Source organism: Curtobacterium sp. VKM Ac-1395 (genome assembly GCF_015350975.1).
In the GTDB taxonomy this organism is placed as follows: domain Bacteria; phylum Actinomycetota; class Actinomycetes; order Actinomycetales; family Microbacteriaceae; genus Curtobacterium.
In genome coordinates this window covers 398387-421872 of record NZ_JADKRX010000003.1, presented here as the reverse complement: position 1 = coordinate 421872, position 23486 = coordinate 398387, and the positions used below count along the sequence as shown (strand labels likewise).

20 protein-coding genes and 1 tRNA gene are annotated in these 23486 nt (G+C 72.2%); 12 read left to right on the top strand and 9 right to left on the bottom strand.

Annotated elements, in window-relative coordinates; genetic code table 11:
• Positions 1-45 precede the first annotated feature (45 nt).
• Positions 46-122: transfer RNA gene (locus tag ITJ68_RS10610), tRNA-Leu, on the top strand.
• 141 nt (positions 123-263) lie between these two features.
• On the opposite strand, the gene ITJ68_RS10605 is transcribed toward ITJ68_RS10610, so the two are convergent.
• Positions 264-1364, bottom strand: coding sequence for a fatty acid desaturase family protein (locus ITJ68_RS10605; RefSeq protein WP_194661213.1), 1101 nt, complete (start codon positions 1362-1364; stop codon positions 264-266).
• Positions 1365-1535: 171 nt separating this feature from the next.
• On the opposite strand from ITJ68_RS10605, the gene ITJ68_RS10600 reads away from it, so the two are divergent.
• Together ITJ68_RS10600 and ITJ68_RS10595 are read left to right on the top strand one after the other, a co-directional pair.
• The gene (locus ITJ68_RS10600; RefSeq protein WP_194661212.1) at positions 1536-1817 is read left to right on the top strand and encodes a hypothetical protein; all 282 of its coding nucleotides are present in this window, start codon (positions 1536-1538) and stop codon (positions 1815-1817) included.
• A gap of 28 nt (positions 1818-1845) precedes the next feature.
• Positions 1846-3168 carry a threonine/serine exporter family protein gene (locus ITJ68_RS10595; protein ID WP_323743282.1) on the top strand — a complete coding sequence of 441 codons (1323 nt, stop codon included), beginning with the start codon at positions 1846-1848 and terminating at the stop codon, positions 3166-3168.
• An 81-nt stretch (positions 3169-3249) separates the two neighbouring features.
• Here ITJ68_RS10595 and ITJ68_RS10590 read toward each other — a convergent pair whose 3' ends face one another.
• Both ITJ68_RS10590 and ITJ68_RS10585 read right to left on the bottom strand, forming a co-directional pair.
• Positions 3250-4914 (bottom strand): class I adenylate-forming enzyme family protein, encoded by a 1665-nt coding sequence (locus tag ITJ68_RS10590; protein WP_194661210.1) that lies wholly within the window; start codon positions 4912-4914, stop codon positions 3250-3252.
• Between the two features lie 166 nt (positions 4915-5080).
• Positions 5081-7546 carry a hypothetical protein gene (locus ITJ68_RS10585; RefSeq protein WP_194661209.1) on the bottom strand — a complete coding sequence of 822 codons (2466 nt, stop codon included), beginning with the start codon at positions 7544-7546 and terminating at the stop codon, positions 5081-5083.
• A 254-nt stretch (positions 7547-7800) separates the two neighbouring features.
• On the opposite strand from ITJ68_RS10585, the gene ITJ68_RS10580 reads away from it, so the two are divergent.
• The gene (locus tag ITJ68_RS10580) at positions 7801-8382 is read left to right on the top strand and encodes a LemA family protein (protein ID WP_194661208.1); all 582 of its coding nucleotides are present in this window, start codon (positions 7801-7803) and stop codon (positions 8380-8382) included.
• A gap of 22 nt (positions 8383-8404) precedes the next feature.
• Positions 8405-9307: a M48 family metallopeptidase gene (locus tag ITJ68_RS10575; protein WP_194661207.1), complete on the top strand. Its 903-nt coding sequence runs from the start codon at positions 8405-8407 to the stop codon at positions 9305-9307.
• On the opposite strand, the gene ITJ68_RS10570 is transcribed toward ITJ68_RS10575, so the two are convergent.
• Positions 9304-10575: a winged helix-turn-helix domain-containing protein gene (locus tag ITJ68_RS10570; protein ID WP_194661206.1), complete on the bottom strand. Its 1272-nt coding sequence runs from the start codon at positions 10573-10575 to the stop codon at positions 9304-9306. The genes ITJ68_RS10575 and ITJ68_RS10570 overlap by 4 nt on opposite strands.
• 96 nt (positions 10576-10671) lie before the next feature.
• Between ITJ68_RS10570 and ITJ68_RS10565 the strand changes: the two genes are divergently transcribed.
• A complete protein-coding gene (locus tag ITJ68_RS10565) occupies positions 10672-11979 on the top strand; it encodes an AI-2E family transporter (RefSeq protein WP_228505227.1) in 1308 nt (435 codons plus the stop codon).
• A gap of 45 nt (positions 11980-12024) precedes the next feature.
• Positions 12025-13275: a threonine ammonia-lyase gene (gene ilvA / locus ITJ68_RS10560; RefSeq protein WP_194661205.1), complete on the top strand. Its 1251-nt coding sequence runs from the start codon at positions 12025-12027 to the stop codon at positions 13273-13275.
• 107 nt (positions 13276-13382) lie between these two features.
• Here the strand turns inward: ilvA and greA are convergent, their stop codons facing one another.
• Both greA and ITJ68_RS10550 read right to left on the bottom strand, forming a co-directional pair.
• On the bottom strand, positions 13383-13871 hold the full coding sequence (gene greA / locus ITJ68_RS10555) for a transcription elongation factor GreA (RefSeq protein WP_071279270.1): 489 nt from the start codon (positions 13869-13871) through the stop codon (positions 13383-13385).
• A 73-nt stretch (positions 13872-13944) separates the two neighbouring features.
• Entirely contained in the window at positions 13945-14424 is a 480-nt protein-coding gene (locus ITJ68_RS10550; protein WP_194661204.1) for a DUF4307 domain-containing protein, read from the bottom strand.
• Between the two features lie 34 nt (positions 14425-14458).
• Here ITJ68_RS10550 and mca point away from each other — a divergent pair, with 34 nt between their 5' ends.
• Both mca and ITJ68_RS10540 read left to right on the top strand, forming a co-directional pair.
• Positions 14459-15349: a mycothiol conjugate amidase Mca gene (gene mca / locus ITJ68_RS10545; RefSeq protein WP_323743281.1), complete on the top strand. Its 891-nt coding sequence runs from the start codon at positions 14459-14461 to the stop codon at positions 15347-15349.
• On the top strand, positions 15346-15645 hold the full coding sequence (locus ITJ68_RS10540) for a hypothetical protein (protein ID WP_194661203.1): 300 nt from the start codon (positions 15346-15348) through the stop codon (positions 15643-15645). The genes mca and ITJ68_RS10540 overlap by 4 nt, the downstream gene beginning before the upstream one ends.
• A gap of 100 nt (positions 15646-15745) precedes the next feature.
• On the opposite strand, the gene trhA is transcribed toward ITJ68_RS10540, so the two are convergent.
• Complete coding sequence (gene trhA / locus ITJ68_RS10535; protein WP_194661202.1) at positions 15746-16450, bottom strand: PAQR family membrane homeostasis protein TrhA; 705 nt, start codon at positions 16448-16450, stop codon at positions 15746-15748.
• A 76-nt stretch (positions 16451-16526) separates the two neighbouring features.
• Between trhA and ITJ68_RS10530 the strand changes: the two genes are divergently transcribed.
• The 3 genes from ITJ68_RS10530 to ITJ68_RS10520 all read left to right on the top strand — a co-directional run bounded on the left by ITJ68_RS10530 (position 16527) and on the right by ITJ68_RS10520 (position 20108).
• Complete coding sequence (locus ITJ68_RS10530) at positions 16527-17312, top strand: isoprenyl transferase (protein ID WP_268096590.1); 786 nt, start codon at positions 16527-16529, stop codon at positions 17310-17312.
• A 98-nt stretch (positions 17313-17410) separates the two neighbouring features.
• Complete coding sequence (locus ITJ68_RS10525; protein WP_194661200.1) at positions 17411-18532, top strand: aminotransferase class V-fold PLP-dependent enzyme; 1122 nt, start codon at positions 17411-17413, stop codon at positions 18530-18532.
• Between the two features lie 202 nt (positions 18533-18734).
• Complete coding sequence (locus ITJ68_RS10520; RefSeq protein WP_268096593.1) at positions 18735-20108, top strand: PhoH family protein; 1374 nt, start codon at positions 18735-18737, stop codon at positions 20106-20108.
• A 165-nt stretch (positions 20109-20273) separates the two neighbouring features.
• On the opposite strand, the gene ITJ68_RS10515 is transcribed toward ITJ68_RS10520, so the two are convergent.
• Both ITJ68_RS10515 and ITJ68_RS10510 read right to left on the bottom strand, forming a co-directional pair.
• Positions 20274-22214: a glycoside hydrolase family 15 protein gene (locus tag ITJ68_RS10515; protein ID WP_267238475.1), complete on the bottom strand. Its 1941-nt coding sequence runs from the start codon at positions 22212-22214 to the stop codon at positions 20274-20276.
• 120 nt (positions 22215-22334) lie between these two features.
• Entirely contained in the window at positions 22335-23384 is a 1050-nt protein-coding gene (locus ITJ68_RS10510) for an App1 family protein (protein ID WP_194661198.1), read from the bottom strand.
• Positions 23385-23486: the final 102 nt, after the last annotated feature.

Below are 23486 nucleotides of genomic sequence, written 5' to 3'. Positions count from 1 at the left end.
GGTCCGGGTGGCCGCCCTCGCTGCGTCGGTAGGCTGGTCCGGCCCGCCCCCGTGGCCCAATCGGTAGAGGCACGCGACTTAAAATCGCTGAGCTGAGGGTTCGAGTCCCTCCGGGGGTACCAGCGGTGGTCGATGCGGACAGGAGGCCCCGCTCGCGACGTGCGCGGAGCCTCCAGTCCGGATCTGGTCGGCACCAGGTCTTCCCTGGCAACGACGAAGCGGCGCCGCCCCGAGGGGCAGCGCCGCTTCGTCGTGCGGGTGGGTCAGTACAGCCGGTAGCCGGTCACCATCGGGCACGTGAAGGGATCGCGTGCTGCGAGGCCGACTCGGTTGAGGTAGGCGACGACGATCGCGTACGACTTGCCGAGGCTGGCCTCGGTGTACGGGATGTCGTGCTTGGCGCAGTGGGCCTTGACCATCGGCTTGGCCTTGCGCAGGTTCGGGCGCGCCATGTTCGGGAACAGGTGGTGCTCCGCCTGGTGGTTCAGGCCACCGAAGAGGTGGTCGGCCCAGATGCCGCCGGTGATGTTGCGCGAGGTGCGCACCTGGCGGGAGAGGAAGTCGATGCGGGCGCCCTCGGCGATGACGGGCATGCCCTTGTGGTTCGGCGCGAACGAGCCGCCCATCATGACGCCGAAGACGGCGAGCTGCACACCGAGGAAGGCGGCGGCGACGGGGAACGGCATCAGCGTGAAGATCGCCCAGAAGTACAGGCCGAAGCGGGCGACGAGCAGGATGCCCTCGATGATGCGGTCACGGCCGGAGCCCTTGATGTGCTGACCGGTGACGAGTGCGCGGACACCGAGGAAGTGCAGGTTCGCGCCCTCCATCGTCAGGAGCGGGAAGAACGCCCAGCCCTGCACGCGGGTGAGTGCGCGGAGCAGACCGCGGCGCTGGGCGGCGTCCTCCTCGATGAAGGAGACCGTGTCCTGCGCGATGTCCGGGTCCTTGCCGATGGTGTTCGGGTTGCCGTGGTGGCGGTTGTGCTTGTTCATCCACCACGTGTACGACAGGCCCACGATGAACGTGCCGAGGATGCGGCCCGCGTTGTCGTTCCACTTGCGGGACGCGAAGACCTGCCGGTGCGCGGCCTCGTGCGAGAGGAACGCGAACTGCGTGAAGAGCGCGCCGAGCACGGCGGCGGGGATGAGCTGGAACCAGGAGCCACCGAGCATCGCGACGGCGACGAAGCACGCGGCGACGAGGACGACCAACACGCTGAAGACGGTCCAGTAGAAGCCGACGCGGCGCTCCAGGAGCCCGGCGGCGCGGACCTCCTCGAGGAGGTCCTTGTACGTGGACGTGCCAGAGGCGGCGCCCGGCGTCCGGGGAGTGGTGGGTCGGTACAGGGTCGATGAAGACATGAGCTGCTTCCATCAGGAACAGCCCTTCGGCCGTGCTCTCGAGTTCCCGCATTTGCGGTTGCTAGGGAACCTAGGGGTCGAACCTGGGCAGAGACCGTGGAACGCGCGTACCGTCCGGGAAGGTCGCCGGTCCGTTCGGCGGCGACCCGACGGGCTCGGAGGTCCCTGCCCGTGAAGCACATCATCTACGGACTCGCATCGGTCCTCACCACCGACGACGCGGCCTACGCCGTCCTCGACTACGCCGCTGCGCTGGCCCAGGCCGGGCTCGCCGACACCGTGCACGTGCCGACCGTCGACCGATGGGGGATGAACACCACGTCGAGTCTCCTGCTGGCTCCCGCGATCGGGGTCCTGGTGCAGGGCGCTCCGGACGACGAGCTCCAGCCCGACACCGCCGGCTTCATCACCGAGCTCCGGTGGCGGACCCGCGCGGTGCAGACGGCCGGGTAGCGGCCGGGTCCTCGCTAGCATGCACGGTGTGGTCGGACTGGGCAGCGCACTCGCGAACCTCCGTGGCGTCCTCCGGCAACCCGAGGCACACGTCGAGACCGTCGACGGCGAGTCCGTCCCGGTCGGCATGCTCCTCGGCACGCTCGGCGCCCTGCTGCTCGACGCCGGCAGCTCCGTCACCGACGTCCGATCGGCCCTCGAGAAGGCGCGGGAGGCCGCTGGCATCGGCCCCGGGCTCGCCGTCGGGGTGCTGCCGGCACTCGTGATCGTCAGCGAGACCGCCACCGGATCGGCGACGATCGTCAACGCCGAGGGCATCGAGCTCTCGTTCCGGCAGGCGGCGCGGGCGAACCGGCTGGTGCTCGGGCTCGAGAGCGGGTCGATCGCCCTCGCCGAGATCCCCGCGCGCGTCCGGGCGATCCGCGCGAACACCCGTCCGCCGGCACCGCTGCCGTGGATCGCCGGGAACGCCCTGACCGCCGCGGGCCTGGCCGTCGTCTTCCGCTGCCCGTGGTGGGCGGTCCTCGTCGTGCTCGGGGTCGGCGCGGTCGTCGGGGTCATCGGGCTGCTGCTCCGCCGGTTCCGCGAGGCCGTCGCCGTCGTCCCGTTCCTCGCCGCGTTCGTGTCGACCGCCGTCGTCGGCCTCGTCGCCGCGAGCACCGGCTTCGACCACGTGCCGCTCTTCGCCGTCTGCGCCCCCGTCGCCGTGTTCGTGCCGGGCGCGCTCATCACGAACGCGCTGCTCGAGCTCACGGCCGCGGACATCGTGACCGGGTCCGCGCGGCTGATGCAGGGGCTCATCATGCTCGGCTTCATGGCCGCCGGGATCGCCGCGGGCAGCGCCGTCACCGGGTTGCGGGTCGACCCGCGGTCCGCCGCGCTCGTCGGGGAGGTCGCCGGTGTCGGGACCGACCGGGCCGGGTGGGAGTCGGTGCCCGCGTACTGGTTGTCGTGGGTGGCCGTCGCGGTGCTCGCGGTCGGCATCGGCCTGGTGTTCGGCGCCGGCTGGAAGCTCACGGCGGCCTCGATCGTGGTGATGATCGGGGCGTACGCGCTCGTGTCCGGCCTGGCGCCGCTCGTGGGGAGCGTCGTCGCGACGGGCACCGCGGCTGCCGTGCTGTTCGTCGCCACCCGTGGCCTCGAGCGGCTGGTGCCGGTGATCCCGGCGACGGTGTCGTTCCTGCCGGCGTTCCTGCTGCTCGTGCCGGGCACCGTCGGGCTGGTCGCCGTGGCCACCGCCGACCCGCAGTCACTGGCGACGCCCCTCGCCACCTTCGTCAGCCTGTGCGTCGGCACGAAGATCGGCGGGCTGCTGCCGGGCCTGTTCGCCCGCACGGCGCCGACGCACTGACGGCGCGCCCGCACACCCGCGCCCGCACAGCCGCGGGCGCACAGCCGCGGGCGCACACCCGCGCGGGCGCGCCCGCGACCCCTACGGCTCGATGAAGAAGCGCCCGGCCGCCTGGTCCTCGAGCGCGGACGCCTTCGCCAGGTAGTGCACCTTCTTGCCCGTGGCGTTGTACGGCAGCTCCGTGACGAACCGGTAGCGCCGCGGCCGCTTGTACCGCGCGAGACCCGGGTGCGAGCCGGTCCAGTCCTCGAGCGCCGACGCCGCGGCGGTGTCGTCGTCCGGCAGGCCCCGCGCGTCGCGGACGACGTACGCCACGACGACCTCGCCCCAGCGGTCGTCGGGCACACCGACGACGATCGAGTCGGCGACCCCGGGGTGCTCCTGCAGGACGGCCTCGACCTGCACCGGGTGCACGTTCTCCCCGCCGGAGATGACCATGTCGTCCTTGCGCCCGACGATGGTCACGCGCTCGTGCTCGTCCCACGTCGCCAGGTCGCCCGGGTAGAACCAGCCGTTCGCGAACTTCTCGGCCTCGAGCCCCGGGTTCCGGTACGAGTAGCCGGACTTGACGGTGCGGACGGCGAACTCGCCGATCTCGCTGCCGTCCTGCGGCACGGTGTCCGTCGGGTCGGCGAGCTTGTCGGCGTACACCCGCACCACGGCGACGTCGTCGTCCGTGGACGCCCGACCCGTCGAGCCCGCGCCGTCGGGGAAGTCCTCGGGGCGCAGGAACGTGTTCCAGAAGGTCTCGGTGGTGCCGTACCCGTTGAAGATCCGCGGTGAGAGCAGCTCCTGGTAGCGGAGCGCGGCGGCCCGGTCCAGCGGGGCACCCATCGTCACGATGCCGTGCAGCGAGGACAGGTCGCGCGGGCGGCGCTCCTGGGCGTTCGCGAGCTGCACGAGGTTCGGCGGCGCACCGATCAGGAAGGTCAGCTGTTCCGACTCGACGAGGTCGAGCACCCGGTCGGCGTCGAAGTGCCGGAGCGTGGTCAGCTCGGCACCGACGTAGAACACCGGGTTCGGCCCGCCGGAGTACAGGCCGCCACGGTGGAACAGCGGCGACATGTTCAGCGTCTTGTCGAACGGGCTGAGCGGGAAGTGCATGATGACGTCGTGCGCGCTGAGCACCTCGACCAGGCTCGGCAGCGGCACGGGCTTCGGCCGACCGGTCGTCCCCGACGTGTAGAGCCGGGTCGTCTCGTCGTAGGTGCTGTGCGGCTCGGTGTCCGCGAGCTCCGACGCGGTGACCGGCTCCGCTGCGAGCAGCTCGGCGAACCCGTCGTGCGCTCCGCCCACCGTGACGACGTGGTCGGGGCGGTGCGAGGCGGACTCCAGCGCGGCGACGAGGTCGTCGTTCCGCACGGCGTCGTGGACGAGCACGACGGGTGCGGAGTCGTCGACGATGAACGCGACCTCGTCCGGGGCCAGCCGGAAGTTGGTGGGGGAGAACACCGCGCCGATGCGGTGGCACGCCAGGTACAGCATCGCGAACTCGGGGGAGTTGAACAGCTCGACCATGACCACCGAACCGCGGACGGCACCGTGCCGCACGAGCCAGCCACCGATCCGGTCCACCGCGTCGCCGAGCTCCGCGTACGTCCACGACCGGTCCGTGTCCGGATCGCGCAGGGCCGGCCGGGTGGCGAAGCGGTGGGTGTTCCGCTGGAAGCCGTTGGCGTACGTGTAGCTGCCCTCGAACACCTCGCGGAAGCGGGTCGAGTCGTAGTCGGATCGGGTCTCGGTCATCGTCGCTCCCTGGGCTCGTGCGGCGCGCCGCACGCACCGCAGACCAGCGTAATCGGCGCGTGGGGCGTCGGCCCGCCGGCCGCGCACCGGTGGACGGCTCCGGTCTCGTGGACCGGTGCCGGGCCTCCAGTCCCGCTCCAGGTCCGGTCAGGAGGCTCGGCTCGACTCAGCCGCTCAGGTCCGGTTCGAGCACGCGCACCCAGAGCCAGGTGGCCGCCGCGACGGCCACGCTCGCGCAGGCCACGACGACCAGGGCGACGGGCGGGACGTGGGTGCCGGCGGAGCCGGAGTAGACGGCTGCCGCGAGGGCGACGCCGAGGCCGGCGACGGCGGCGTACCGGGCTCGGGAGTGTGCCCACAGGGCGCTCCCCGCGGAGCCGGCGACCGGGAGGAGCGTGGCGACGAGGGCACCGAGGCCGCCGACGCACAGCGTGATGGCGAACTCGGACACCAGCGCGGTCCAGAACCCGGTGCCGGGGGTCAGGCTGTGGAGCACCCAGCCGACCGCGGCGAGGACGAGCAGACCGGTCGATCGCCAGGTCGCGCTGCGGGCGCACGCGGCGATGCCGGCCCCCAGCCGCATCGCTCCCGTGTCGGCGTCGGGACGGCCCACCGGCACCAGGAGCACGCCGATGACCAGGGCGGGGGAGAGGTCGGCTGCGCGCGTGACACCGCAGGCGACGAGTGCTGCCAGCACGAGCCACGGGGAGACGCGCCAGCCGATCGTGTGCCGGTCGGCGCCCGCCGCCCACCGGGTGGTGAGGACCACGGCCGCCGTGAGCACCGCGGTGCCGAGCAGGACGGCGATGGCGAGGCGGACGTAGCGGGCCTCGAGCGAGACGCCGACCGCGAGCAGGGTCAGGACACCGGCCAGCACCACGGCGAGGCCGATCGAGGCCCACGCCGGCAGGGCGTCGTCGCCCCGGGTGCGCTCGGTGCGGGGTCGGTTGCGGCCGGTGAAGGAGGCCGGGCGGAGCGACACCCGGCCCCGGAGTGTCCGGGCGACGAGTCGAGCGGGCCCGGCGACGAGCAACAGGAACCCGACGGCGACCGCAGCGGCGACCGCGAGGGTGCGCCACGACGCCGAGGACTGGATCGTCGGGACGGCGTGGTCGAACGAGGTGGCGGTCGTCCAGTCGCCGGCGGGTCCGGACCAGTCGCCGTGACCGGCGCCGGGACCCGTGCCGGTGCCGGAGCCGCCGCTCGTGCCGGAGGCACCGCCGGTGCTGCTGCCGCCGCCGGTGCCGGTGGTGCCGCCGCCGGTGCCGGCGGTGCCTCCGTTCCCGGTGCCGCCGCCGTGGTGCCCGGTGTCGCGGTCGTGTCCGCCGGTGCCCGGGCTGCCCGTCGTGCCGCCGTTCGCAGATCCGAGTCCGGGCTGCCCCGACGTGCCGGACGTCGGGCCGTCGTCCGCGCCGGCCGTCCCCGACGGCGTGGACCCGGGGACGCTGGCGCCGGCGGCGGCCAGCACCACCCGGACGGACGCCGAGGGTGCCGAGTGGTTGCCGGCGGCGTCGTGCTGCAGCGCCGAGACGAGGTGCCGACCGGCCGTGAACCGGGAGCCGCCCGTCGAGCAGGACCACGAGCGGTCTGCGCCGACGGTCGTCCCGCACACGGGGACGCGGTCGACGTACACGGTGAGCTGGGCCCCCGCCTCGCCGGTCCCGCGCACCGTGAGCGGCTGCACGACGGCGCGGGGGTCGGCCACAGGAGCGGTGATGCGGGGCGCGGCCGGGGGTGTGCGGTCGAACGTCACCGACACCGGTTGCGAGGTCGCACTCCGGAGGTCGGACAGGTAGCCGGCGGCCGTGCTCGCGGTCTGGGTCGCCGTCATCGAGACGGTGCCGCTCGGGCGCGGGGCTGCCCCGATCGCCCACGAGACCACCCACCGGCCGTCGGACCCGACCGTGGCGGTGCGTTCCGCCCGGGAGCCGGACGCCGTCACCGTGACCGTCATGCCCGCGTCGCCGCTGCCGGAGACCGATCCGGTGGTCGTCCCGCGGGTGGTGACGACCGGCGGGACGACGACGTCCGCGGCGGGGGCGTCCGCCGTCCGTCGTGCTGCGTCCGTCGTGTCCTGCACGGTGAACACCTGCTGCGCGCCGCTCCGGACGGTGCCCGAGCACGACCAGGCGCCGCGGAGGTCGGTCGTGGCGGTGCAGACGGAGGCGCTGGCGACGCGGGGGTCCATCACCCGGATGCCGTGACCGGGTGTCGCCGTGCCGCGGAAGGCCCCGGTCGCGCTGGTGATGTCGCCGGGGTCGGCGATCGTCGGGTCGGTCGCCGGGAGGCCGGTCGGCGGGGGTGACGTCGGTGCGCCGGGCCGCGCGGGTTCGGGGGACGGGGACGCGGTGGGGCGCTGGGCGGACAGGGCGTCCGGGGCCGGGGCGGTGCCCGTTGCCGCGTCGTCCGCGCTTTCCGGGTTGCCCGTTGCCGCGCCGTCCGTGACCGTGCTGGTGGCCTGCGCGGTCGTGTCTGGGGCCCCTGTCGCTCCCACCGCCGGGGCGACGCCGAGCACCAGGAGCGCGCCCGCGAGCACGGCAGCGGCGATCCCGGTCACCGCCGTCCGGGCACGACGAGCTGAGCCGTCGCCCCCGACGGCCCTGGTGTCCACGTGGTCCCCGCGCGTGTTCATGTCCCCCCATCCCACGCGACGCGGGCCGATCGGTCAATCCTCCTCGCGGGGGATCTGCGATTCCCGGCCGCGATGCACCCCGTACCAGGGTCTCTGCCGAACGTCGGATGTGCGGCACGCGGGAATCCTCCGTGAACCGCGGAGCGGGCGAGGACCACGCGCGTGCCGTCGTTAGAATCGACGCTGGTCCGTCCGGCGTGCAGGTGACACCGGCCAGGCCGCGGACAACCCGACGCGACAAGGAGCACTCCCGCATGGACACCGGTCTCATCACGACCCTGATCGTCGTCGGCGTCGTGGTCGTGCTCCTCGTGGTGGTCGGGATCTACCTCTGGGTCACGTACAACTCCCTCGTCACGCTGAAGGTCCGCGTGGACGAGGCCTGGAGCGACATCTCCGTGCAGCTCAAGCGCCGCGCCGACCTCATCCCCACGATCGTCAGCACGGTCAAGGGGTACGCGACGCACGAGAAGGCCGTGTTCGACGACGTCACGAAGGCCAGGGCGGAGACGCTCAACGCGGGTGACGCCGACCAGGCCTCCGCGGCCGAGGGGCACATGCAGAAGGCCCTCAAGAGCGTGTTCGCCGTCGCCGAGGGGTACCCGCAGCTCCAGTCGAGCCAGAACTTCCTGCAGTTGCAGACCGAACTCGTCGACACCGAGGACAAGATCCAGTCGGCCAGGCGCTTCTACAACGGCGGCGTCCGCGAGCTGAACACGAAGATCAAGGTCTTCCCGAACTCGTCGTTCGCGAAGAGCCGCGGGTTCAGCGAGGCCTCCTTCTTCGAGACCACCGAACCCGCGGCGATCGCCGAACCGCCGCGCGTCCAGTTCTGACACGGCGGCACGGCCCCCTCGCATGTACAGCGCCATCGCGCGCAACAAGCGCAACACCGTCGTGATCGTCCTGGTCTTCCTGGTGGTCATCGGAGCGCTCGGGTTCCTCGGCGGGTACCTCGCCGGCAACGTCTCCATCGGGTTCATCGTCTTGGTCGTGGCACTCGCCTACGCGCTCCTGCAGTACTTCACCGCAGCGCGCCAGGCCACGGCGATCGCCGGCGGCGTCGAGATCGACCGCACGACGGAACCCCGGCTCTGGCGCACCGTGGAGAACCTGGCGATCGCGACGGGCACGCCGATGCCGCGCGTGTACGTCATCCGTGACCCGGCGCCGAACGCCTTCGCCACCGGCCGTGACCCCGAGCACGCCGTGGTCGCGGCGACCACCGGGCTGCTCGAGCTCATGGACGACCAGGAGCTCCAGGGCGTCATGGCGCACGAACTCGGCCACGTCCGGAACCACGACATCCGGGTCTCGACGATGGTGTTCGGGCTCGTCGTCGCCGTCGGGCTGATCGCCGACGTGCTCCTGCGCATCTCGGTCGTCAGCGGGCTGTCCGGCGGGCGGAACCGCAACAGCGACAACGGCGGCGGCGCGAACCCGATCCTGCTCGTCGCCGGCCTCGCCGCGGTGGTCGTGGCGCCGATCGCGGCGATGGGGGTGCAGGCCGCGGTGTCCCGGCAGCGCGAGTACCTGGCGGACGCCACCGGCGCGCTGACCACCCGGCACCCGGAGGGACTCGCCAGGGCGCTCGAGAAGCTCGGCGCGTACGGCCAGCCGATGCAGACGCAGAACTCCGCGATGGCGCACCTGTGGATCGCCGACCCGATGCGGCCCGGCGTGCTGGACCGGCTGTTCTCGACGCACCCGCCGCTGCCGGACCGCATCGCCCGCCTGCGCGGGATCCAGGACCACTTCTAGGGAGCGGGAGCGTCACCGTCCGCGGTGACTGCGGCCGCGTCGGCGTCGTCGGCCGCCTGGTGCGGGACGAGCGGCACACCGAGGGCCCCCGCGACCCGCGCCGCCGCCGTGCCGCGGTCGGTGACCTCGACGCCGTCGAGCCCCTGCCACGCCGCCGCAGGCCGCAGGGTCACGGCGAGGCGCTCGGCGTCGATCTGCGCCGTGTCCTGGTCCCAGGCGGTCCGCACCCGCAGGACCCCGCCCTGCCGGTCGCTCTTCAGGTCGACCCGGCCCACGAGGGCGTCGTCCTGCAGCACCGGCAGCACGTAGTACCCGAACACCCGCTTCGGCGCGGGCGTGTAGATCTCGATCCGGTAGTGGAAGTCGTACATCCGCTCGGCCCGGCGCCGGAACCACACGACGGGGTCGAACGGACTCAGCAGGGCGTCCGCCGTCATCGTGCGGGGCACCCGGGCGTCGGCGTGCAGCCAGGCGCGCTCCCGCCAGCCCTCGACCTGCACGGGCAGGAGCACGCCGGCGTCCTGCAGGTCGGCGATCGCGGCCGCGGTGTCGTCCGAGCGCAGGCGGTAGTGGTCCGCGATGTCCGCCCGGGTGCCGACCCCGATCGCCCGCGTGGCCCGGGCGACGAGGTCGCGGATGGCGTCCGGCCGCGCGGGGGCGTCGTCGAGGAACCCGGCGGGGAGCACCTGGTCCGGCAGGGCGTACACGCGCTCGAACCCGGCGCGACCGGCGCTGACGACGTCGCCCCACCGGAACATCTGCTCGAGCCCGGTCTTGACGTCGCTCCAGCCCCACCACGGTCCGCGACGGACGTTCGACTCGTGCTCCACCGCGCTCGCAGGCATCGGGCCCTCGGCCGCGAGCAGGGCACGGAGTTCCTGCCGGACACCGGCGGTGCGCTCGACCCAGGCGGCGCGGGTGGGGCCGGCGTCCCGCTCGCGCATCGCGTCCATCTTCCAGCGGAACAGCTTCAGGTCGTCGCGCGGGACGAAGGCGGCCTCGTGCGCCCAGTACTCGACGTACGGTCCCCGCTTCGTGAACGTCAGGCGGTCGAGTGCCGTGCGGTCGTAGGCACCGAGCCGCGCGAACAACGGCAGGTAGTGGCTGCGTTCGAAGACGTTCACGGAGTCGATCTGCAGCAGGCCCAGCCGCCCGATCGTCGCGGTCAGGGACCGGGTCGTGACCGGGTCGGTCCTGGCACGTCCGAAGCCCTGCGCCGCCAGGCTGACGCGGCGTGCCTCGGCGGCGGAGAGCGTGGTGCGAGCCATGCGACCGACCCTACTGAGCACCGCCGACGACGCCTGCCAGTACCCACATGTCGCATCTGGAACCCGACGGGCGGGCCCGCGGATAGGATCGGCGGCATGGCTTGGGGCAAGAAGAACCGTGACGCACCCGCACCCGTACCCGCACCCGTGGTCGTGACGCCGAGGACGCACCCCGACCCCGTGGTCGAGGACGCGGTGCCGACGGGCGTCCGCATCGCGGGTGCCTGGTCGTGGCGGGTGCTCGTCGTCGTCGGGGTGATCGCGCTCTTCATCTGGCTGATGACGGTGTTCAGCGAGATCCTCATCCCGTTCCTCGTCGGCATCGTCATCTCGGCGCTCCTCGTCCCGATCTCGAACTGGCTGCAGCGGCACCACGTGCCGAAGTGGCTCGCGATCGTGATGAGCCTGCTCGGTGGCATCGCCGCCGTCGGCGCGCTGATCTGGCTCGTCGTCGACCAGGTCATCGCGTCGTACCCCTCGCTCCGTGACCGCACGGTGGACCAGTACGCGAACATCAAGGACCTCGTCCTGAACTCCGGCCTGGGCATCACGCAGGGCGACGTCAACGGCTGGCTGGACGACGGCACGAAGTGGCTCCAGGACAACTCCGCGTCGATCCTGTCCGGGGTCGCCAGCGCCGGTTCCGGGGCCACCCACGCGTTCGAAGCCCTGTTCATCGTCCTGTTCACGACGATCTTCCTGCTCATCGACGGCAAGAACGTCTGGCGCTGGACCGTCCGGCTCTTCCCGCGCAAGGCCCGTGCGGCCGTCGACGGCGCCGGTGTCGCCGGGTGGATCACCCTCACCAGCTTCATCCGCGTGCAGATCTTCGTCGCCTTCGTCGACGCGGTCGGCATCGGCGGCGGCGCGTTCATCGTCGGGCTGTTCTTCGGCGGCATGCCGCTCGTGATCCCGATCGCCGCGTTCGTGTTCCTCGGGGCGTTCATCCCCGTCGTCGGCGCGATCGTGACCGGGTTCCTGGCGATCTTCGTCGCGCTCATCTTCAACGGCCCGGTGGCCGCGGTGCTCGTCCTGGCCGTCGTGCTCCTGGTGCAGCAGATCGAGGGCCACATCCTGCAGCCGCTCGTGATGGGCAACGCCGTGAAGGTGCACCCCCTCGCGGTCGTCCTCGGCGTCACCGCGTCGGCTGGTCTCGCCGGCATCGCCGGTGCGTTCTTCGCCGTCCCGCTCATCGCCACCCTGAACGCCATGGTCACGACCATCGCGAGTGGTCGCTGGCGTCGACTCGACTCCGACCACGTGCTCGAGGCCACCCCGAAGCGTGGCCAGCACGGGCAGCTCCAGCTGATGCGCCGCCGTCGGCACAAGGTCGGCGACGACGTCCCGGCTCCCGGCAGCGACAAGGCCCCCGCGGCGGCTGAGGGAACGGCGAGCACCAACTAGCGTCACGGGTTCGGCATCGGGCTCCCGACCGACGATGATGGGACCGTGACCGACACCACTGCGCCGACGATCCCCACCCTGGACGACATCGAGAAGGCGCGCGAGACGATCGCGGGGGTCGCCCGGGTCACGCCGATGGAGACCTCGCAGTTCCTCGCCGAGGTCCTCGGGTCCCCGGTGCACCTGAAGTGCGAGAACCTGCAGCGCACCGGGGCGTACAAGCTCCGCGGTGCGTACAACCGGCTCTCCGCACTGACCGAGGAGCAGCGGGCCGCGGGCGTCGTCGCCGCGAGTGCCGGCAACCACGCCCAGGGCGTCGCACTGGCTGCCCGGGAGCTCGGCATCCCGGCGACGATCTTCACCCCGGTCGGGGTCGCCCTGCCGAAGCTGCAGGCCACGCGCCACTACGGCGCCGAGGTCGTGCTCCGCGGCCACTCGGTGGAAGAAGCACTGTCCGCCGCGAAGGACTTCGCCGCCCACACCGGCGCCGTCTTCATCCCGCCGTTCGACCACCCCGCGGTGATCGCCGGGCAGGGCACCGTGGGCCTCGAGATCGTCGACCAGGTCCCCGATGTCGACACCGTCGTCGTGCCGATCGGCGGCGGCGGGGTCATCTCCGGCATCGCGATCGCGGTGAAGGGCCTGGCGGAACGCCTCGGCCGGACCATCCGGGTCATCGGGGTGCAGGCCGAGAACGCCGCCGCGTACCCGGACTCCCTCGACGCCGGCGAACCGGTCACGATCACCACGACCCCGACGATCGCGGACGGCATCGCGGTGGCCCGCCCCGGCGACATGAACTTCCCGATCATCCGCGACCTGGTCGACGAGATCGTCACCGTGTCCGACGACGACGTCGCCCGCGCGCTCCTGGTGCTGCTCGAGCGCGCCAAGCTCGTGGTCGAGGCCGCCGGTGCGGTCGGTGTCGCGGCGATCATGGCCGGCTCCGTGCGGGACACCGGCCGGACAGTGGTGCTGCTCAGCGGCGGCAACATCGACCCGCTCATGATGGAGCGGATCATCACGCGCGGCCTGGTCGCCGCCTCGCGCTACATCGGCATCCGGATCATGCTGCCAGACCGTCCCGGCCAGCTCGCGCGCGTGGCGCAGGTCATCTCCGACGCCGGAGCGAACGTGGTCGAGGTCCTCCACACCCGGCACGGCCAGGGGCTCGTCATCAGCGAGGTCGCGCTCGACCTGTCGATCGAGGCCCGCGGCCCGGACCACGCCGACGAGGTCATCCAGCGGCTCCACGAGGCGGGCTTCCGCCCGGAACGGCTCCTGCAGACCCCCTGATCGGCGCCGGGTGCCGGGGTCGGCCCCGGACATGACGGGAGGCCCGTGGCGATCCCGCCACGGGCCTCCCGTCATGGACGTGTCCGGGCTGACAGCCCGGCTGCGCGCTACGGCTCGTAGCGCTCGACCTTCGTCACCTCGACGGCGATCTCCTTGCCGTTCGGCGCCGTGTACGTGGCGGAGTCACCGGCGCGCAGGCCGACGATGGCCGCACCGACCGGGCTGACGGGGCTGTAGACGGTGAGGTCCGAGCCCTCGGCCACGATCTCGCGGCTGCCGACCAGGAACGTCGACGGATCGCCCGCGATCGTGGCGGTGACGACGGTGCCCGGTTCGACGGTGCCGTCGAAGACGGCCTCGGTCACGGTGGCCGTCTTCAGCAGGTTGGTGAGGACGCGGATGCGGGCCTCGATCTTGCCCTGCTCGTCCTTGGCGGCGTGGTAGCCGCCGTTCTCCTTGAGGTCGCCCTCTTCACGAGCGGCCTCGATGCGGCGCGCGATCTCGGCACGGCCCTCGCCGCTCAGCTCCTCGAGCTCGCCCTTGAGGCGGTCGTGTGCCTCTTGCGTGAGCCAGGTGGCCTGCGTGTCGTTGCTCATGTCGTCAGTCCCTTCGACCATGAAGAACGAGACCGACCGGAGCGGTCGGTCTCGTCAGGCGAATCAGGGCAGTCTAGGGAACCCAGCAGGTGTGGATCAAGCCGGTCACGCCGCGTGTCGTCGTGTTGACGTCGGTCGTGATCGTCCGCGAGCGCTCGGTCGCCGGGGGCAGCGTCACGGTCTTCCAGCCGACGATCGTGTACGACTTGTCGAGCACCTGGACCGTGCACTCGGCGGCCGTCCCGGGGTCGACCGACACCTGCGAGTGCACGACCGCCTTGTGCGTGGAGAGGATCTGGTAGCCGACGTCGTCGGAGTCGAGCCCGTGCGAGGTCTGCCCGGGGCCGGCCCAGATCACCCAGGCACCGAACACGACGACGATGGCGGCCGCAGCGGCGATCGCGATCGTCCTGGTGCGGCGCGACCGGCCGGCGGTGCGGCCGTAGCGGTCGTCGAGGGTGGCCGTGGTGCTCGGGTTCAGCTGTTCGGACAGTTCGGGGCTCCCGGGGTGATTATCCTGATCCCAGGGTAGTTCACGCCTGCCGTGCGCCACCTCCGACCCCGACCCCACCCGTGAGGATCCACCCGTGCCACATCGTCTGATGGCCGTCCACGCCCATCCCGATGACGAGTCGAGCAAGGGGGCTGCCACGTCGGCGAAGTACGTGGCCGAGGGCAACGAGGTCCTCGTCGTCTCCTGCACCGGCGGCGAGGCCGGCGACATCCTCAACGAGGACCTGCCCGCGCCCGCGATGAGCCGCGCGCACCGGGACATGGCCGGCTTCCGGCGCGGGGAGATGGCCGCGGCACAGGCCGCGCTCGGCATCGAGCACGTCTGGCTCGGCTACCACGACTCCGGGCTGCCCGACGCCGAGAAGGGCGAGACCGTGCGCCCCGGTACCTTCGCCACCGTGCCGCTGGAGTACTCGACCGAGGCGCTCGTCCGCGTGGTCCGTCGCTTCCGTCCGCACGTGCTCGTCACCTACGACGAGAACGGCGGCTACCCGCACCCGGACCACATCCGCACGCACGAGGTCTCGATGGCCGCCTGGCGCGACGCCGCCGACCCGACGAAGTACCCCGACGCGGGCGAGCCGTGGGCGGTCGCGAAGCTCTACTACGAGCGCACCATGAACCCGCGTCGCTTCACCGCGTTCTACGAAGCCATCAAGGAACGCGAGCCCGACAGCCCCCTCGTCGAGCAGCTCGGCGAGTGGGTGCAGCGGTTCGCGGACCGGCCCGACCTGGCGACCAGCCACGTCGACGTGCACGAGTACTTCGACGCCCGCGACGCCGCCCTGCGCGCCCACGCCAGCCAGGTGCCGCCGAACAGTCCCTTCTTCTACTGGCCGAACGACCTCCTCGCGACGGTGTGGCCGACCGAGGACTACCAGCTCGTCGAGGCCCGCGTGCCCACCGAGCTGCCCGAGTCCGACCTCTTCGCGGGGATCCCAGCCGAACAGGACGTCACCGCGTGACCACCATCGCAGCAGTGCTCGCTGCCACCCCGAGCCCCAGCCCGACCTCGGCCGTGCCCGACGTCGACGTCACCCCGGGCGTCGCCGGCTTCATCGCGATCGCAGTCGTCGCCGTCGTGACGATCCTGCTGCTCGTCGACATGACGCGCCGCATCCGTCGCACCCGCTACCGCGCGGAGATCCGGGAGCGCTTCGAGGCCGAGGCCCGGAACGGCGGCCCGCTCACGGACGAGCCGGCGCGTCGCGCCGACGAGGACGGCCGCACCGACGTCGGGGACGACACCGAGCGCGGCTAGCGAGCCAGGCACCCGAGGGACGGGAGGCCCGGGGCGACACCGCCACGAGCCTCCCGTCCGTTCGTGGTCACCGCCGGCACCCGACCTGCCGTGCCGACCGTCAGCGGACCGGGTGCAGCGCCACCAGGAGGATGCCCGCCCACTGCGCGGCGAAGGCCGCGACGGTGAGGGCGTGGAAGACCTCGTGGAAGCCGAAGAACATCGGTGAGGGGTTCGGCCGCTTGAAGCCGTACACCGCCGCGCCGACGACGTAGGCGAGCCCGCCGGCCAGCACGAGCACGGTCATCGGGACGCTCGCGGCGAAGAGCTGCGGCAGGATCCCGAGGGCCGCGCAGCCGAGCGCCAGGTAGAGCGGCACGTACAGCCAGCGTGGCGCCCCGATCCAGAAGACGCGGAACGCGATGCCGAGCAGGGCGCCGCCCCACATCACCCAGAGCACCACGACCATCAGCGTGTGCGGCAGGGCGCAGACGGCCACGGGTGTGTACGTCCCCGCGATGAGCAGGAAGATGTTCGTGTGGTCGATCCGCTTGAGGACCCGCTTGACGACCGGGCCCCAGGGGAAGCGGTGGTAGGTCGCGGAGACGCCGAACATGACGAGCGACGTCGCCATGAACACCGCGGTGCCGGCCTTCGCCGCCGGGGTCGCCGCGAGGCTCACGAGGACGATCCCCATCGCGAGGGCGAACGGGAACGTGCCGAGGTGGATCCAGCCGCGCCAGGCCGGACGTTCGTCGGCTGCGGTGGCTGCCTCTTCCGTGAAGGGGACGTGGGGGAGGGTGCCGGTGTCCCTGTCCTGGTGCATGCTCCGACGATATCGCCGGGTCACCACACCGCCGGCTGGGAGTCGGCGCCGAGCACGGGTGCACTACGCTCGTCGCGTGACGGGCAGGCTGGGATGGGCGGGACGCGGGATCCTCTACCGCGCCTACCAGAAGCGCATCCGGAAGCAGATCGACGGAGCGCCGACGCCGAAGCACGTCGCCATGATCGTCGACGGGAACCGCCGCTGGGCGAAGCAGCTCGGCCTCGAGACCGCCGCGCACGGACACCGAGCCGGCGCCGCGAAGATCCCCGAGTTCCTGTCGTGGTGTGACGACCTCGACGTGCAGGTCGTCACGCTGTACCTGCTGTCGGCGGACAACCTCAAGGGCCGCGGGGGCGACGAGCTCGAGCAGCTCATCAGCATCATCGCCGACCTGGCCGACCGGCTGGCCGACCACAAGCAGTGGCGCGTGCAGCACGTCGGGTCGAACGACGGACTGCCGGACGGGCTCGTCACGACGCTCGCGGACGCCGCGGCCCGGAGCGCCGGGCACACCGGGCTGCACATCAACCTCGCCGTCGGGTACGGCGGTCGGCGGGAGATCGCGGACGCCATGCGCAGCATCGTCCGAGCACACGGCGAGGGCGGCGGCACGCTCGACACCCTGGCCGAGGTCCTGACCCCGGAGCTCATCGGCGACCACCTGTACACGCAGGGGCAGCCGGACCCGGACCTGATGATCCGGACCTCGGGCGAGCAGCGCCTGTCGGACTTCATGCTGTGGCAGAGCGCCCACAGCGAGTTCTACTTCGTCGAGGCCTTCTACCCCGACCTGCGCGAGGTCGACTTCCTGCGCGCGGTCCGCGACTTCGGGCTCCGCTCACGGCGGTTCGGCGGCTGAACCACTGCGTCGATCGGCTGAGGCCGAGGCGTGCATTCGCGACCACCCGGTCGTCCCAGTAGTCTCTCAGGGTTCTGTTCCTGTGAAAGGTGCACCCCGTGACCACGATCGACGAGTACGCCGCCGGCTTCGCCGAGGAGCCCGGCTACCTCGACCACGCCGCCTTCGGCCCGGTGCAGACCGCCGTGCTCGAGGAGCAGCGGGTCCTCGGCACCATCCAGGCGCACATGCGGTTCGGTGCGATGGAGACCCTCGACGAGCAGGACGCCCGCGTCCGTGCCGTCGCCGCCCGCATGGTCGGACGCCGGGAGGACCAGGTCGTGTCCCAGTCGGCCACCACCCCCGGCCTGCTGCACACCGCCTTCGGCATCACCGGAGGGGTCCTCGTCGCCGCGGACGAGTACCCGTCGATGCCCCTCGCCCTCGCCAGCGCCGCGTCGGCCACCGGCGGGCGCGTCCGTCCGGTCGTCATCGAGTCGGGTGCTGGCTGGGTCACGCCGTCGCTCGTCGCGTCCCGGCTCGCGGACGCGCAGGACGAGGTCACCGCCGTCGCCGTGTCCCTGGTCGACTGGCGCACCGGGTACCGCACCGACCTCGCCGGCCTCCGCGAGGTCATCGGCGACCGGCTGCTCATCGTCGACGCGATCCAGGGCTTCGGCGTCGTGGACGCCCCCTATGAGCTCGCGGACGTCGTCGCCACGGGGGGCCAGAAGTGGCTGCACGCCGGGTGGGGCACCGGTTTCACGGCGTTCAGCGACCGCGCGCTCGAGCGGCTCCGTCCCGCGCTCTCCGGCCCGCACGGCACGACGGGGTGGCCCCTCGAGGTGCCGTCCGTGCGTCCGGGCGCCGCCGGTTTCACGATGAGCCGGATCGACCCGGTGGCGCAGGCCCGCATGGCGGTGTCGCTCGAGCGGCTCACCGCCGTCGGTGTCGCGGCCGTGCAGGAGCGCGTCGCCGACCGGGTCGAGCGCGTCTTCGACATCGCCGACGAGTTCGGGCTCGAGGTCGAGTCCAGCCGCGACCCCGCCGAGCGCGCGGGCATCGTCGTGCTGCGCCCCGCCGAGGGACGCCTCACGGCACTGTCGGCCGCGCTGCACAACCACGGGGTCACCGTGAGCGCGCGACTCGGGACCGTGCGGGTCTCGGTGTTCGCGTCGACCACCGACGAGACGCTCGACATGTTCCGGGACGCCTGCATCTCCTACGCCACGTCGTTCTGACGTCCGGAGCGCGCACCCAGGGGCTGTTCACGCGACCGTAACCGAGGAATCCGCGTGTCGATCTCGACGCCGACACGGGCTCGTCGTAGCGTCAGCGCCATCGGGCACCGAGCCCGATCGAAGCGGCCACAGTCGGTGCTTCGAGACCCGCTCCGTGGCCGCGTGAGGACAAGGACCGGGTCGTTCGCGGCCCGGGGATGGAGTGGTCGTGACCTCTCAGAACGTCTCCCGCGGAACCTCGTCAGCAGCGTCGACCTCGGCGTCGGCCGACCGGTCGACCAGCACCGCCCAGCGCACCTACGTGCTGGACACCTCGGTGCTGCTGAGTGATCCGCGAGCCCTGTTCCGGTTCGACGAGCACGCCGTGGTGCTGCCCGTCGTGGTCGTCAGCGAGCTCGAGTCGAAGCGCAACGACCCGGAGATCGGCTACTTCGCCCGCCAGGCGCTCCGGATCCTCGACGAGCTCCGGGTCGAGCACGAGCGGCTCGACTTCCCCGTCGCGGTCGGTGACGGCGGCTCGCTCCGCGTCGAGCTGAACCACTCGAACCAGTCGGTGCTGCCGTCCGGGCTGCAGCTCGGCGACAACGACTCCCGCATCCTCGCCGTCGCGATGAACCTGGCGAACGACGGCCTCGACGTGGTCGTCGTGTCGAAGGACCTCCCGCTCCGCGTCAAGGCTGCCTCGGTCGGGCTGGCCGCCCAGGAGTACCGCGCCGAGCTCGCCGTCGACTCCGGGTACACCGGCATCACCGACCTGCAGGTCTCGGGCAGCGAGATGACCCACCTCTACGAGCAGGAGGAGATCACCTCCGCCGCGCTCGAGGGCGTCCCGGTCAACACCGGCGTCGTCATCCACTCCGAGCGCGGATCAGCACTCGGACGCGTGCACACACCCGGAGCCGTCGCCCTGGTCCGGGGCGACCGCGAGGTCTTCGGCCTGCGGGGCCGTTCCGCCGAGCAGCGCCTGGCCATCGACGCCCTGCTCGACCCGGAGATCGGCATCGTCTCGCTCGGCGGCAGCGCGGGCACCGGCAAGTCCGCCCTGGCCCTGTGCGCCGGACTGGAGGCCGTGCTCGAACGGCAGCAGCACAAGAAGATCATGGTGTTCCGCCCGCTCTACGCCGTCGGTGGCCAGGAGCTCGGCTTCCTGCCCGGCGACGCCAACGAGAAGATGAACCCGTGGGCGCAGGCGGTCTACGACACCCTCGGCGCGCTGGTCTCCGACAACGTGCTGGACGAGGTGGTCGAGCGCGGCATGCTCGAGGTGCTCCCGCTGACCCACATCCGTGGCCGCTCCCTGCACGACGCCTTCGTGATCGTCGACGAGGCCCAGTCCCTCGAGCGCAACGTGCTCCTGACGATGCTCTCCCGCATCGGCCAGAACTCGCGCGTGGTCCTGACCCACGACGTCGCCCAGCGCGACAACCTGCGCGTCGGTCGGCACGACGGGGTCGCCTCGGTGATCGAGCGGCTGAAGGGACACCCGCTGTTCGCGCACGTCACGTTGACCCGGTCGGAGCGCTCGGCGATCGCGGCGCTGGTGACGGAGATGCTGGACTCGCCGGACCTGGTGTAGCGCTCGGTCGCGGCTCTGGTCGCGGCTCTGGTCGCGGCTCTGGTCGCGGTTCTGGTCACACTGACGGACGGGAGGCCCGGTGCCAGCTGGCACCGGGCCTCCCGTCTGTCAGTGCAGACGTCAGCGGCGGCGACGTTCCGTCCGTTGCGCGCCGCCCACCCCCGCTCAGGCGGGCGTGCCGGCGAAGCCGCCCACGCCGGCCGCGGCGCGCGTGCCGCCGTCGTGCTGGGGGACGCGCGTGCGGTGCCCGGAGACGGCGCCCCGTGCCCGCTGGATGGCGTCGGCGGCCGACACGAGCGTCAGGTGGCTCAACGCCTGCGGGGTGTTGCCGATGTGGTGCCCCGTCGCGACGTCGACCTCCTCCGACAGCATCCCGACGTCGTTGGCGTACCCGACGAGCATGTCCATCAGGCGTTCGGCGTCCTCGACCCGGCCCGAGGCGGCGTACTGCTCCACGAGCCAGAACGAGCAGGCGAGGAACGGGTGCTCGCTGCCGCTCAGGCCGTCGAACCCGGCCGACGTGCGGTAGCGCAGCACGAGGCCGTCGGTCCCCACGCGGAGGTCCTCCTCGATCGCGGCGACCGTGCCGAGCATCCGCGGGTCCGTCGCCTTGCAGTACCCGATCTGCGGCAGCACGAGCAGGCTCGCGTCGACCTCGTCGGTGTCGTAGTGCTGCCGGAAGGCACCGCGCTCGGCGTTCCAGCCGTGCTCGTCGATCTCGGCGCGGACGGCACTGCGGAGTTCCCGCCAGCGTTCGACAGGGCCCTCGAGCCCGAACTCCTCCACGGCGGCGACTCCACGGTCGAAGGCCGCCCAGATCATCGCGCGTGAGTGCGTGAACGAGCGCCGGGGCCCGCGCATTTCCCAGATGCCGTTGTCGGGCTCCTGCCAGTGCTGTTCGACGAAGCCGAGCAGGGCGCGCTGGAGGGCCCACGAGTCGGCGTTCTCCTCGACGCCGAGCTCCCGCGCGTCGTGCAACGCCGCCAGGACCTCGCCGAAGACGTCGCCCTGGTACTGCGTCGACGCGCCGTTGCCGATCCGCACCGGGGTGGAGTGTGCGTACCCGGCCAGGTGGGGGAGCTCCCGCTCGGCGAGTTCGCGCTCACCGGCGATGCCGTACATGATCTGCACGTCGGCCGGGTCGCCCGCGATGGCCCGGAGCAGCCAGCCGCGCCAGTGGGTGGCCTCGTCGCGGTACCCGTGCGCGATCAGGGACGCCAGGGCGAGCGATGCGTCACGGAGCCACACGTAGCGGTAGTCCCAGTTGCGTTCACCGCCGGGGTCCTCCGGGAGGCTCGTGGTCACGGCAGCGACGACCCCACCGGTCTCGGCGTGGGTCATCGCGCGGAGCAGCAGCAGGGAGCGTCGCGTGGCGTCCGCGTACGGCCCCTCGACGCGGGTCTTGCCGGCCCACGCACGCCACCAGGCGCTCGTCGCCGCCAGGGCCGGTGTCACGTCGAGAGGCTCCGGCGGCTCGCGGTGCGACGGGTACCAGGTGAGCTCGGCGTCGAGCACGTCGCCGTCGTGGATGGTCGTGGTCGCGACGTGCCGGTGGTCGTCGGCGTGGAACCGGACGCCGCGCACGATGACCGATCCCGGCCCGGCGGTGGCGACGAGGGCGGGGTCGTCGTCGTCCCCGATCTGCCGCACCCAGGGGAGCGCCGAGGCGTAGTCGAAGCGGATGCGCAGCGTCTGGCGCATCTCGACGGACCCCTGCAGGCCGCGGACCCGGCGGACGACCGCGGCGCGGCGCGCGTCGATCGGCATGAAGTCGGTGACCTCGACGATGCCGGACGCGGTGGTCCAGATCGTGGTGAGGACGAGGGTGTCCTGCTCGTAGCGCCGTTCGGCGGTGGCGTCGGGGTCGGTCGGGTGGAGCGTCCAGTGCCCGTCGTGCTCGTCACCGAGCAGGGCCGCGAAGGTGGACGAGCTGTCGAAGCGCGGCAGACACATCCAGTCGATGGTCCCGGCTCGGTCGACCAGGGCGGCGGTGTAGCAGTCCCCGATCATCGCGTGGTCCTCGATGCGCTGTGTCATGGGTCGATCGAACCACCCGACGCCGCGCGTCCACCCGTCTCCGTGCCCGCGCGCTGAGGATCGGCTCAGTCGGCCCGACCCGCGCTGGCGCAGTCGCGCCCGACCAGCGCGAGTTCAGTCGCGCCCGACCCGAGCGAGTTCAGTCGCGCCCGACCCGAGCGAGTCCGGTCGCGCCCGGCCCGCGCGAGCTCAGTCGAGCTCGACGAGCCCGACCCGCGCGAGCTCCGCCCACAGTCCGGCGCCGTCCGGGGCGTACACCCACGGCGCCGACGAGTCGCGGGAGCGTTCCTGCGCGCGGGAGCGACCACCGGCGAGGACGGCCTCGCTCGTGGAGAGCTGGCGGATCGCGACGCCGGCCACGTTCTCCGGGTGTTCGCGGGCGAAGTCGCCGTACAACGCCTCGTCGTGCTGGCCGTCGTCACCGACGAGCAGCCACCGGACGTCGGGGAAGTCCCGCGCCAGGCGCCGCAGGTTGTCGTGCTTGTGCAGCTGTCCGCTCCGGAAGAAGCGGTCGTGCGTGGGGCCCCAGTCGGTGAGCAGCAGGGTGCCGGACGGGTACATGTTCCTGGTCAGGAAGCGCTGCAGCGTGGGCGCGACGTTCCAGGCACCGGTGGACAGGTACACCGAGGGGGAGCCGGGGTGCTGCGCGAGGACGCGTTCGTACAGCACGCTCATGCCGGGGACGGGTCGTCGTGCGTGCTCGGTGACGACGAAGGAGTTCCACGCCGCGAGCATCGGGCGGGGGAGCGACGTGACCATCACGGTGTCGTCGATGTCGGAGAGCAGGCCGAAGCGGGTGTCCGGGTGCACGACGAAGACGTCCGCCTCGGCCTCGCGTTGCCCACCAGCCGACAGCCGGATCGTGTGCCAGCCGGGCTCGAGGTCGATCGGCACGATCGTGTCGACGACGCCGCCGCGGTCGGACTGCACCGTGTGCGTCGAACCGCCGGCGGTCACGGTGACCTCGGCGTGGTCCACCGCGACGCTCGTGAAGGTCTTCCAACCGCGGACACCGGTGAACGACGCGTCGGAGGCCAACCCGCGACGGGTCAGCAGCACCCGGCAGAGAACTCGGATCCATCCGGGCGCGCCGTAGCCGGTGTACGGGATGACGGTGGGCACGAGACCGTGCCGTCTGGCGCGCTGTTCACGGAACTCCTGGACGGCGTCCTCGATGCGAGCGGCCCGGTGGAGGATCGGCTCGGGGAGCGACAGCTCATGGGACCTCGGGTCGGGCATCGGGCCATCATCCCATGCGCCACTGTCCGGTTGTCGTCGGACGGAGTTCGACACCCCGGGAATCGCAGGGATGTTCCAGCCGGTCTCTGCGAGAGTTGCCCC

Excerpts from the sequence above, each read along its gene's own strand:
- ITJ68_RS10575 (WP_194661207.1), top strand. The coding sequence starts at position 8,405 with ATGTACAGCGCCATCGCGCGCAACAAGCGCAACACCGTCGTGATCGTC.
- ITJ68_RS10580 (WP_194661208.1), top strand. The coding sequence starts at position 7,801 with ATGGACACCGGTCTCATCACGACCCTGATCGTCGTCGGCGTCGTGGTC.
- ITJ68_RS10605 (WP_194661213.1), bottom strand. The coding sequence starts at position 1,364 with ATGTCTTCATCGACCCTGTACCGACCCACCACTCCCCGGACGCCGGGC.
- trhA (WP_194661202.1), bottom strand. The coding sequence starts at position 16,450 with ATGCACCAGGACAGGGACACCGGCACCCTCCCCCACGTCCCCTTCACG.
- ITJ68_RS10585 (WP_194661209.1), bottom strand. The coding sequence starts at position 7,546 with ATGAACACGCGCGGGGACCACGTGGACACCAGGGCCGTCGGGGGCGAC.
- ITJ68_RS10565 (WP_228505227.1), top strand. The coding sequence starts at position 10,672 with ATGGCTTGGGGCAAGAAGAACCGTGACGCACCCGCACCCGTACCCGCA.
- ITJ68_RS10570 (WP_194661206.1), bottom strand. The coding sequence starts at position 10,575 with ATGGCTCGCACCACGCTCTCCGCCGCCGAGGCACGCCGCGTCAGCCTG.
- ITJ68_RS10590 (WP_194661210.1), bottom strand. The coding sequence starts at position 4,914 with ATGACCGAGACCCGATCCGACTACGACTCGACCCGCTTCCGCGAGGTG.
- ITJ68_RS10510 (WP_194661198.1), bottom strand. The coding sequence starts at position 23,384 with ATGCCCGACCCGAGGTCCCATGAGCTGTCGCTCCCCGAGCCGATCCTC.
- greA (WP_071279270.1), bottom strand. The coding sequence starts at position 13,871 with ATGAGCAACGACACGCAGGCCACCTGGCTCACGCAAGAGGCACACGAC.